The organism is Acinetobacter sp. V89_7, assembly GCF_029967895.1.
GTDB classification, from domain to species: Bacteria; Pseudomonadota; Gammaproteobacteria; order Pseudomonadales; family Moraxellaceae; genus Acinetobacter; species Acinetobacter soli.
Genome location: NZ_JASCAJ010000031.1, coordinates 281,498 through 293,301, shown reverse-complemented (window position 1 = coordinate 293,301; position 11,804 = coordinate 281,498). Strand labels below are relative to the sequence as shown.

Here is an 11,804-nt window from a genome sequence, read left to right as displayed (position 1 = left end):
CTATCGTCTAGAGGCCTAGGACATCGCCCTTTCACGGCGGTAACCGGGGTTCGAATCCCCGTAGGGACGCCAAATTCGATCATTAAGATCATAAAAAAAGCCTCACAAAATGTGAGGCTTTTTTATTTTAGGTTTTAAATCTTAATTAGACCTAAAACCCTTAACTATGACTTATGCAGATTTTCTCGAATTCACACGTCCCTGAATTACCGCTTTAATATTGCCTTTGGCATAATTTAGAAAGACCAATAAAGGCGATAGTTTTGGATTTGGCGTTTTGCCTTTTCCAATGGTTTTAAACTGCGCGGCGTACCAGATAATTTCCATAATGGCCATTTTATCAACAAAGGGTAAGCCAGTTTTAATCGGTTTCACTGCATATCTTACATCCTGCCCTGCAATAAGACGCTGCGTCAAATCAGGCTCTACTGCAAACGGACGCGCAATCCCGATAAAATCACATGCACCGCTTTTTAAAGCTGCATTCATTCCCTCAACTGTACGAAAGCCACCAGTCACCATGAGTTTGCATGACACATGCTGACGAATTTTTTCTGCAAAATCTAAAAAGTAAGCTTCACGTGCAATGGTACTGGCTTTACGTTTATCTGCTTTTACTCCAGCCATTGCGGGTGCTTCATAACTCCCACCAGAGATTTCAATGATATCGATACCCGCAGCATCAATCGCCTTAAAGACAGCAATTACATCCTCTTCTGTAATACCGCCACGCTGGAAATCTGCTGAATTGAGTTTGACTGAAATAATGAAATCTTCAGATGTGGCCGCGCGTACCGTACGATAAATTTCAAGCAAGAAGCGCATACGGTTTTCAATGCTGCCTCCCCATTGATCTTGGCGTTTATTGGTGAGTGGCGATAAAAACTGACTGATCAAATAACCATGCGCACCATGTAGTTGCACACCTTCAAAACCTGCTTGCTCACACACCGAAGCTGCTTTGGCAAAGCGCTGTATAATCTCTTCAATTTCGTCGTGGCGAAGTTCACGCGATGTTGCAAAGAGTGGTGCCAATGCGGCGCTAAATGGCACTGCCGATGGTGCTACGGTTTCTTTGTTTAAACCTTTTGGACACTGACGCCCCGGATGCGAAAGTTGAATCAACTGCACCATGCCATATTGTTTACCAATTTGTGCCCAGTGCTTAAGCTGAGCCAGATCACGTTCATTTTCAATGGCCACAACGCCTGGCTCATTCTTGGCACGAATATCAACCATCACATTACCCGTTATGGCACAACCCAACTCACCTTTGGCCCATGCTTCATAGAGTCCGTAATGTAGAGTATTGGGCTGACCTGCCTCATTGGCCAGTGCTTCACTCATCGCACCTTTGATAATTCGGTTTTTAAAAGTGGTATTGCGTATTTTAAGTGGCTCAGCGATTCGATTCATGACATTGCTCGGCAAGTTGTAGCTGTTTTCTTATCAATTTAGTTTAAACAGGTCTACTGTCAAGCCAAAACCGACAAACTGACAACATATATTGTCAAATTATTAATACTGACTGGCTTGAATCAACTGCTGGGTATAGTCCGTTTGTGGTGAAACAAATAAAGTTTCAGTGTCTTGAAATTCCATCACGGTGCCATGCTTGAGCACCATCACCTGCTGGCAAAGCGCTCTGACCACTTGTAAATCATGACTGATAAACACATAGCTGATGTGTTCATCTGCTTGAAGCTGGCGCAGCAACTTTACAATCGCGCGCTGTGTGGTGCGGTCTAAGGCTGAGGTCGGTTCATCCAGCACAATCAGTTTTGGCTGAAGTATCAAAGCTCTTGCCAAAGCGATACGTTGTCGCTGCCCGCCAGATAACTGATGCGGATAACGATGCTTAAACGCTGGTGTTAGCTCAACCTTCTCAAGCGCAGTATCGATCAATGCTTCTCGCTCATGTGCGGCAACACGCTTTAATGCCAGCCCCTCTCCAACAATTTGTGCAACATTCATTCGCGGATTCAGGCTACTAAACGGATCTTGAAATACCATCTGGATCGATTGACGAATAGGCCGCAGTTGGCTTTCTTTCAGTTGATTCAGATTTTCTCCAAGAAATACAATCTCGCCATCACTTTCAATCAATCGCGTAATCGCCAGTGCCAATGTGGATTTACCCGAACCACTTTCTCCCACAATCCCAAGGGTATTGCCTTGCTGAAGCTGAAAACTCAGCGGTGCCAGTGCACTAAAGTAATTTTGAGTTCGCCAGAATAATCTGTTCTGAAGCGGATACTTCACCGAAAGATGATGAACGCCTAATAGCTCTTGATCAGATGACATCGGAAGTGCGCGTCCAAAGTCGTGATCAAGCAGATGACGTGTATAGGCTGTTTGTGGTCGCTCAAACAATTCTTTCGCTGTAGACTGTTCTTCGACCCGACCTTGATTCATTACAATCACGTCATCGGCATAGCGTTTTACCAAGTTCAGATCGTGACTGATCAAGATCAATCCCATACCAGATTGGCGCTGCAATGACTTGAGCAAATCCAGAATTTGCGCTTGTAAGGTCACATCAAGCGCTGTGGTGGGTTCATCGGCAATCAAAATTTCAGGCTGTTGTGCCAGTGCCATGGCAATCATGACGCGCTGGCGTTGCCCGCCAGACAGCTCATGCGGATAACGTCTAAGCTTTTGCTCTGGCTCTGGGATTCCCACATCATTGAGCAATTCAATCACACGCGCACGAACACGTGCTTTTGACCAGCCTCGAAGTCTGAGCATTTCACCCACGATTTTTTCAACTCGATGCAACGGATTCAGTGCAGTCATGGGTTCTTGAAAAATCATGGCAATTTTACTGCCCCGAAGCTGCTGTAACGCTTGAGTTGTGAGCTTAAATAAATTCTGACCGTGAAAATGTGCAGTGCCCGAAACTTGAAGATGCTCTGGAAGTAAACCCAATAAAGCCAGACTGCTAATCGATTTACCAGAGCCACTTTCCCCCACGATCGCCAAGGTTTGCCCGGCGTGTAAGTCGAAGCTTAAGTCATCGACTAAAAGCTGATGAGCATCTAGCGCAATGCGTAAATGCTTAACCTGTAATAATGGGGTATTAGCGTCTTGGGTCGAATGCATCACGCGTGGCCTCTCCGACATAAATCAATAATGACAAAACCAGCGCCAGCGTAAAAAAGCCAGAGAGCGCCAGCCACGGTGCATTGAGATTATTTTTCCCTTGTAGCAGCAGTTCTCCCAATGATGCAGCATCTGGAGGTAAACCATAGCCCAAAAAGTCCAGTGCCGTTAGCGCAGTAATATTGGCAGTAAGCATAAACGGCAATTGGGAGAGGCTTGAGCTGATGGCATTAGGTAAAATATGCCGGAAAATGATGGTCCGATCAGCTACGCCCAAAGCACGTGCAGCGCGTACATAGTCAAAATTTCGAGCACGCAAGAATTCAGCCCGCACCAACCCCACCAATGCCGTCCAGCCAAACAGCAGCATGATCACAAATAACCAGTAGATACTTGGGGTAAACATACTGACCAAGATCATGACCATAAACAGCATGGGTAATCCGCCCCACACCTCTAGCACCCGCTGGCCAATCAAATCGACCCAGCCACCATAATAGCCCTGTAGTGCCCCAATCAAAATTCCGATAAAGGCGGCACAGAGAGTCAAGGCAAATCCAAATAAAAGAGACACGCGCAAGCCATATAAAATACGCGCCAATACGTCACGGCCCTGATCGTCTGTCCCCAGCCAGTTTTGCTGCGACGGAGGCGATGGCACAGGCACAGCCAGCTCCAGATTAGGCGTTTGATATGAAAATGGAATCACAGGCCAAAGTGCCCATCCATCACGATCGATGAGTTGCTGTACGGCTGGATCTTTATAATCTGTTTCGGTTTCAAAGACCCCACCAAAAGTTGTTTCTGGATAGGACTGGATCACTGGAAAATAATAGGATTGTTGATACTTCACCACCAAAGGTTTGTCGTTGGCAATTAATTCAGAGAAAATCGCCAGTACAAAAATCACTGCAAAAACAATTAAGCAGATAAAACCTAACCGGTTTTGTTTAAAACGTGCAAGACGCTGCTGCATCACTGGAGACATTATTTTGCTCCTCGCGCGTCGAAATTGATTCTCGGATCGATGATTTGATACAGCACATCACTGACCAGTCTGAGCAGCAGCCCAAGTAAAGTAAATAAAAACAACGTGCCAAAAATCACCGGATAATCGCGCTGCGTAATCGCTTCAAAACCCAATAAACCAATTCCATCTAAATTGAAAATAATTTCAATAAACAGGTTTCCCACAAAGAAAATACCAATCAATGCTTCAGGTAAACCCGCAATCACAATCAGCATGGCATTTCGAAAAACATGCCCGTATAAAACCCGCGTTTCACTTAAACCCTTGGCGCGTGCTGCCAGCACATACTGCTTTCCGAGCTCTTCCATAAAGGCGTATTTGGTTAGATAGGTTAAACCCGCAAATCCGCCCAGCAACATGGTGGTTAAAGGCAATGCCATATGCCAGAAATAGTCTTTTATTTTATTGAGTAAACTCAAATCCTGAAAGTTTTCCGAAACAAGTCCTTGCAGTGGAAACCACTGAAAATATGAACCGCCCGCAAAAAATACGATCAACAGTACCCCAAATACAAAAGTAGGTACCGCATAACCAACCGCTAGCAAAATAGATGTCGACTTATCAAAGATTAATCCATGCTGGCGTGCCTTTCGAATGCCAAGCGGAATTGAAATCAGATAAATCAGCAAAGTACTCCATAACCCCAAAGAAATGGTGACCGGCATTTTCTCAAATAGTAACTGCGTAACAGGTTTATCTTTAAAAAAACTGGTACCAAAATCAAGACGCAAATATCCGTTCAACATCAGCCAAAAACGTTCTGGTGCAGACTTATCAAATCCATATTGCGCCTTAATTTTTTCGACCATTTCGGGCGTCAGACCACGCGCACCCTGATAATGGGTATCTGTACTGACAGAAGCAGTTTCTCCCCCGGTTTTTACACCTGAAAAACTTTCTGCCTGCTGAATAGCTTGCTCGACTGGTCCACCCGGTGCAATTTGCACCACGACAAAATTGATCAATAAAATCAGAAACAATGTCGGAATAATCAAGAACAGACGTTTAATAATATAAGCACCCATGCGCATACTCCTTGATTATTCTTGTTTACGCAAATAGCGGGCAACACGCTGTGCTTTTTCAGGATTGGACCACCAGTAATCATAACCTACCGATAACGCTGGCTTCACTTTAGGGCGTTCATACATGTCCCAGTATGCATACCAGTTACCCGCTTTTCCATAGGTCAAAATCTGGTAATAACCAGCGCGAAGCAACCGATCCAATACCTTGGTACTGACCACCAGCTCATCTCGTGAATTGGCATGAATTACACGCTGAATCACCGCATCAATGACAGGATCCTGAATTCCAGAATAATTATAATTTCCAACCTGATTGGCCGCTGCACTTCCCCAAAATTGCGCCTGCTCATTGCCCGGTGTTAAAGATTGTGGCAAGGCCATTGTGGTTAAATCGAAGTCATTGCGGCGCATGCGTTCCACATATTGTGGCGTATCGACCAAACGGATATTCACCGTAATGCCCAAGCGCTTTAAATTGCGAACAAAAGGCATCAGGGTGCGCTGTAAACTGTCCTGATGAATCAACAGCTCAAGCTGAACAGGACGCCCCTGTTTGTCTTTTAAAGTCTGATGCTGAACCGTATAGCCTGCCTCAATTAGTAACTGTCTTGCTTTAAGCAAGCTATTACGATTAAAGCCACTGGCATCGGAAACAGGATAACGCCAATTGGCCAAAACACCCTCACGCACAATCGGATCAAGTTTGGGTAAGAAAGGCGCTAGAATTTTTTGCTCTGCCGCAGATGGCGTTCCTGTTGCAGCCAGCTCACTGTTATTAAAATAACTCTGTAGACGTTGATATTGACCATAAAACAAAGCTTTATTTTGCCATTCAAAATCGTAGGCATAACTGATGGCACGTCTTAACTTGATATCGCTTAAAGGTCTGTGCCGCGTATTCATGACAATACTTTGTGTCGTCATGGGATTACGGTGCTCAAAGACATATTTTTTAATCATGCCGGACTTAAACGCCGGGAAGTCATAGCCTGTCACCCACTTACGCGACATAAATTCTTCATGCAAGGTGTATTGGCCCGACTTAAACCCCTCAAATGCAATGTCTAAATTACGATAATAGACATATTTTAAGCGATCAAAATTGTAGCGCCCCTGATTCACGGCTAAATCTTTAGCCCAGTATTTAGGATTACGTTTGTACGTAACACTTCGGCCCGGATCGATGCGCTCAATCAAATAAGGCCCCGACCCTAAAATCGGCTGGAGCGTGACTCGAGTGAAGTCCTTATGCTGCCAGTCTTTTTTTGAGTAAATGGGTAGGCTGGCCAAAATCATCGGCATTTCAAGATTACTTTTGGACTTAAAACTAAACTTGATGCGGTACTTCGACAGCACCTCGGTTTTGGCCAGATCTGCAATGTACATTTGCAGGCCCGGATTGGCCTTGGTTTGATACGTATCAAAGCTAAATTTGACATCTTCGGCAGTCAGAGCAGAGCCATCACTAAAACGTGCTTGCGGATTTAAATCAAAAATCACGAAGCTTGGATGCTGTTGATCAAAGGTGGCCGTTTTAGCCAGCAAGGGATACATCACCCCGGGTTCATCTAACGAGCTAGACATCAAACTGTCAAAGACATAATTAATACCGTCGGTCGAACTGCCCTTGCCATTCATGCTATTCAAATTATCGAAGGTGCCATTACTCGACTGAATTAAGATTCCGCCTTTGGGTGCCTTGGGGTTGGCATAAGGCATGTGCGTTAGCGTTTGATACTTGGGCTGGGTACGAATGGCGATATAGGGTGTGGTGGTAACGGCGGCAAAACAACTTAAAGAAAAAACACAAAGCCCCAATGCGAGGCTAAGTGTTTTCATTACATATGCATTCTTGGCGTGCATTTATCGTCCAGTAAAATTATAGATTGGGAACCTTAATCACATCTCCAATACGAAGTGAACTTGAAGGACGTAAATCATTTAGATCGGCCAGTTCAGCCAATGCCATGCCATACTTACTGGCAAGTCCAATCAGGGTATCACCGCGCTTGACCTTATACTCCGTGATTGTTTTTGGAACTTGTAAGGTTTGACCACGCTGTAAGCTCGCGCGGGCACTCAAGTCATTTAAATCGGCCAGCTCTTTAGATGACATGCCTAAACGACTGGCAATACTATTAAGCGACTCACCCGACTTGACCGTATAAGACTCGGTTTTGGTCGAGGCTTTGGCATTGGATTTTGCTTTTGGCTCGGCTTTGGCACTGACTTGTTTTTCAGTTTCACCGCTTAATTTGAGCTTTTGTCCTGCTTGCAGGCTAGAACTGCGTAGACCGTTGAGCTTCATCAAATCATTGGCATCGAGGTTATAACGGCTGGCAATGGCGCCCAGCGTATCACCTGATTTAACGGTATAGACCTCAGGAGCAGCCTGCTCCGCAGATTTCTTGCTTGAGCTTGATGGTACATCGCCCGTGAGTTTTAGCTTTTGCCCAACGCGAAGCCCTGCTGTACGGTTTAATCCGTTCAGCTCTGCCAAGTAATCCAGTTGTAAATTAAATTTACTCGCTACCGCATTTAAGCTATCACCCGATTGAACCGTATATTCTTCAGGTGTGGTCGAACCAGCCGGAATCTTAATGCTTTGACCAGCTCTCAAGCCAGAAGCAGATTTCATATTGTTTAGCTCAAGTAACTCACTCAAGCTCGTTTTTGTAGCGCTGGCAATACTCGATAAGGTTTCACCGCGCTGTACTTTATAGCTTTCGGTTTTAATCGAAGGAGCATTTTTGCTTGCCTTGGCCGCTACACTGCTCTCTTCCTCGGCAACTTCGTGCAATGGAACATTAATTTTCTGACCAATATATAAATTACTTCCTGCATTCAATCCTGTGGTCAGATCCGCTAGTTCCTGATTAGAGAGTCCATAACGATCTGCAATCTGTTTGAGATATTCACCACGTTTTACAGTGTAGAGTTTGGTTGGCGTGCGTTTGGTCGATTTCGTATCGCTATTGTGCTTAGCCGAGGCCGTCGTAGGATTGCCTTTTTTCTCTTTTAAGCTTAGTTTTTGGCCCACAAACAAACCACTGGTAACACTTAGCTCGTTTAGATCGGCCAATTGCTTAACACTCAAACCGAACTGTTCTGCCACTGCGGTCAGGCTGTCATTGGCTTTAACGGTATAGGTATCTGGAATCGTCTCGGTTTTAGAAGCAGATTCTGCTTGTGGTTTGGCATCATACAAATACAGTGTAGTGCCTGCATACAATGTACGATTCGGATCGATCTGGTTCCAGTTTGCAATGTCGCGCCAGCTCACACCGTTTTTCATGGCAATGATGGCCAGCGTATCGCCTGAAACAACCGTATAGGTAGAGCGCTTTCCTTTCGGCTGAACCACAACAATATCGGTATCCGTTTTGATATACGGCTTGTTGCTATTACGCTGTACATCCTGATCGCTGGCACTGACGGTTTCTGCCAATGCTTTCGGATACGCAAATTCTTTGGTGACTTCTTTGCCTTGCTGATCGGCAACGGATTGACTGGTCTGAATCGCGGTGAGCTTAATCTTACCATCTAGCGGATCGACAATTTGAGTGCCTTTCGGTGCCAATGCAGAAAGTTCGGCAACCACTTGATCTTTTTCTGCTTGAGTTGGTTGTGGCTCCAACGCTTGTGCAACAGTCTCCTTCTGACCTTCAGAACGAATCGCAGCAACAATATCAGCACGTTCGGTTTTTGAAATTGGTGGTTCAGTAGTCACAGGCTTCACATTGGCTTTTTGTGTCACTGCAACTGGAATACGCGGTGCACTCGGTACATCAGCACTCGCTGCAAAAGCAGCCAGTTCGTCTGCACCACGCGGAGTACTGATACGGCGCGTGGTTGTTGAAGCGACTGTAGTGGTCGTATTCTTTACCGCTGGCTTGGTGTTACTGGCAGTCAATACAGGGGTGGTCGAGGTGGTCACCGAGGACGTTCCTGTATTTCTTGGTGTTGTAGTGACCGTGACAGACGCTGGAGGTGCTGCGGTATTCGCGGTCCACATACCAGATGACGATGAAGGTTTTAACGCTCTGAGTTTGGTGTCAATCGATGGGCTTAAATCGGCCGGAATCAAAATCCGCATTGGGCTGGCTGGATCGATCACATCCCCCCGGTAACCTGGGTTAAGAGCATATAGCTCGGTACGGCTTAAACCGGTTACCGCTGAAATTTGATTGAGGTCTACCGGACCACTTAAGGTGACTTCACGAAAGTGCGGACGATTGGCAATTGGCGGCAATGACACACCATATGCTTTTGGATTTTTAATAATCTGAGCCACCGCAAGGAACCGCGGTACATAGTTCATAGTTTCCGCAGGCAGTTTCAGCGACCAGTAATCGGTTGGTAAGCCTGCCGCCTGATTTCGGTTAATGGCTTGTTGAATACGTCCCGGTCCGGCATTATAAGAGGCCAGTGCCAGCTCCCATGAGCCAAACTGGTTATACAAACTGCCTAAAAATTCATAAGCTGCACGTGTCGACTCAACGACATCACGACGGCCATCGTAGAGACTGGTTTGACGCAAGCCGTAAATACGGCCGGTACTTGGGATAAACTGCCATAGTCCTGCCGCCGCCGCACTACTGGTCGCAGCTGGATCGTAAGAACTTTCAATGACCGGTAACAGTGCAAGCTCGGTCGGTAAACCACGGCGTTCTGCTTCTTTTACGGTGTGGTATAAGTAGCGACTGGCACGTGCGCTCAAGCGGTCTAAATAAGGCTGACGCGAAATAAACCAGCTACGCTGTGCTTCAATACGTGGGTCCCAATGGGTTTCGTCCATCTTAAATCCGACGGTCATGCGTTTCCAAACGTCACCGTGCTTTAAAATTAATAGACGGTCGCCCTCTACTGCTCGCATGTCAGTCGCCGAAAGTAAATCTTCTAAAGAATCCAAGCTGCTGGCATCTAAAAAGCCTGAACCCATTTTATGCGTCGATTTGCTGTGTGTTTTTTCTGGAGTTGAAGAACATCCGGCTGTAAGACCTATGGCTGCGATTGCAGAACCAAGAACCGTATATTTGAAAAGTGAGGCGACTGAAAAAGGCCACATCATTGTGGTAGATTTATACATATAGATGTTCCAAACAACTCGCGTAAAGTTTAATTCTTTAAATATGCCATTGTAGTGAAGCATGCCGTCGAGACAAGGCAATAATTTAGCGTGATTTGAGTGGAAATGTTACAAGAAATTAAAAAAACACCCCTTAGAGCGCAGAGAATCGCTTCGTTTGCGTATACAATACCCATTGTTCCCTTTGTTTTACGTGTCGAGTCTGGTTCTTATGTCACAAACAATCACCCTTTATGTTGATGGCGCCTGTAAAGGCAATCCCGGCTTAGGTGGCTGGGGTGCGTATATCATTACCGAGCAAGGTGAGCATAAACTGTGTGGTGGCGAGCCAACCACCACCAACAACCGCATGGAACTGACCGCTGCAATTGAAGGCATTCGTTTTTGTCCACCAGATGCCAGCTTGATTATTTGGACCGATTCAAACTATGTCAAACAAGGCATTACCGAATGGATTCATGGCTGGAAAAAGAAAAACTGGAAAGATGTTAAAAATCCTGATCTTTGGCAGGCACTTGATGCGATCTGTCAAGGTCGTCAAATTGAGTGGAACTGGATTAAGGGTCACGCTGGCCACGCAGGAAATGAAATGGCCGATACGCTCGCAAACCAAGGGGCAGCCCAGATCGCCGCTGAGCTTCACACTCAATCTAAAACCACTGAAGATACTAAAAAAAAACCTGAAAATGACTGGTTGCTCGATGATCCGTTCGGTTTTGACCTCGATCAGGTAGAACCTGAAGAGAATATTGAGGCAGACGACGAGTCAGAACTGGACAATATACCAAGTGAGTCCGAGCAAAATCAGGTTCACCCGTTTATTGTTGTCACGCCTGCACAGGTGCATGCACAAGGCCCGCGCCAGCTCATTCTAGATACCGAAACCACAGGTTTTTATTATCAAGATGGCGATCGTATTATCGAGGTCGGTGCGATCGAAATGATCAACCGTAAACTGACGGGCAGCTCGATTCATATTTACATTAATCCAGAAAAGCCGGTAGGCGATTCGGTTAATGTCCACGGGATTACCGACGAGTTTCTTGCAGATAAACCCAAGTATGCCGAGATTGCGGACGTACTATTTGAATATCTGAAAGGTGCAGAGATTATTGCACATAACGCCACCTTCGATATGAACTTCCTGAATATGGAGTTTACCCGTGCAGGATTACCTGCATTGTCTGAGGTGTGTACAGTCACCGATACCTTGGCACTGGCCAAAAATAAGCATCCGGGGCAAAAAAACTCGCTCGATGCCTTGGTCAGACGCTACGAAATTCCGGCAAGAGACCGTACGTTCCACGGCGCATTACTCGATGCGGAAATTTTGTCGGATGTCTATTTGGCCATGACCGGTGGTCAGGTTTCATTTGATATGGATGCCCTATCACAAAGTGAAAATGAGCAAGGTCAGTCAAAACGTGCACGTGTCGATTTTCAGCTTCCAGTGATTCAACCCTCCGAAGAAGAATTGGCACGTCACAATGAATGGGTTCAGCGCTACGAAGAAAAAAATGGGGCCGCCTGCTTGTTTGCAAAATAAAACCCAAAA

At 45.7% G+C, this 11,804-nt stretch carries 7 protein-coding genes; 1 reads left to right on the top strand and 6 read right to left on the bottom strand.

Annotation, left to right across the window (positions count from 1 at the left end; genetic code table 11):
* Positions 1-171 precede the first annotated feature (171 nt).
* The 6 genes from QLG00_RS12725 to QLG00_RS12700 form a co-directional block, all read right to left on the bottom strand.
* Positions 172-1,416 carry an NADH:flavin oxidoreductase/NADH oxidase family protein gene (locus QLG00_RS12725; protein ID WP_282471142.1) on the bottom strand — a complete coding sequence of 415 codons (1,245 nt, stop codon included), beginning with the start codon at positions 1,414-1,416 and terminating at the stop codon, positions 172-174.
* A 102-nt stretch (positions 1,417-1,518) separates the two neighbouring features.
* Positions 1,519-3,102, bottom strand: a complete 1,584-nt coding sequence (locus QLG00_RS12720) for a dipeptide ABC transporter ATP-binding protein (protein WP_282471148.1) — start codon at positions 3,100-3,102, stop codon at positions 1,519-1,521.
* Entirely contained in the window at positions 3,080-4,090 is a 1,011-nt protein-coding gene (locus QLG00_RS12715) for an ABC transporter permease (RefSeq protein WP_282471141.1), read from the bottom strand. Before QLG00_RS12715 ends, QLG00_RS12720 begins: the two co-directional genes overlap by 23 nt.
* Entirely contained in the window at positions 4,090-5,157 is a 1,068-nt protein-coding gene (gene yejB, locus QLG00_RS12710) for a microcin C ABC transporter permease YejB (RefSeq protein WP_104124403.1), read from the bottom strand. The genes QLG00_RS12715 and yejB overlap by 1 nt, the downstream gene beginning before the upstream one ends.
* A gap of 15 nt (positions 5,158-5,172) precedes the next feature.
* On the bottom strand, positions 5,173-6,999 hold the full coding sequence (locus tag QLG00_RS12705; RefSeq protein ID WP_282471140.1) for an extracellular solute-binding protein: 1,827 nt from the start codon (positions 6,997-6,999) through the stop codon (positions 5,173-5,175).
* 40 nt (positions 7,000-7,039) lie between these two features.
* Positions 7,040-10,249, bottom strand: a complete 3,210-nt coding sequence (locus tag QLG00_RS12700) for a LysM peptidoglycan-binding domain-containing protein (RefSeq protein WP_282471139.1) — start codon at positions 10,247-10,249, stop codon at positions 7,040-7,042.
* A gap of 211 nt (positions 10,250-10,460) precedes the next feature.
* On the opposite strand from QLG00_RS12700, the gene dnaQ reads away from it, so the two are divergent.
* Positions 10,461-11,795, top strand: a complete 1,335-nt coding sequence (gene dnaQ / locus QLG00_RS12695; RefSeq protein WP_111812046.1) for a DNA polymerase III subunit epsilon — start codon at positions 10,461-10,463, stop codon at positions 11,793-11,795.
* The last annotated feature ends 9 nt before the right edge of the window (positions 11,796-11,804 follow it).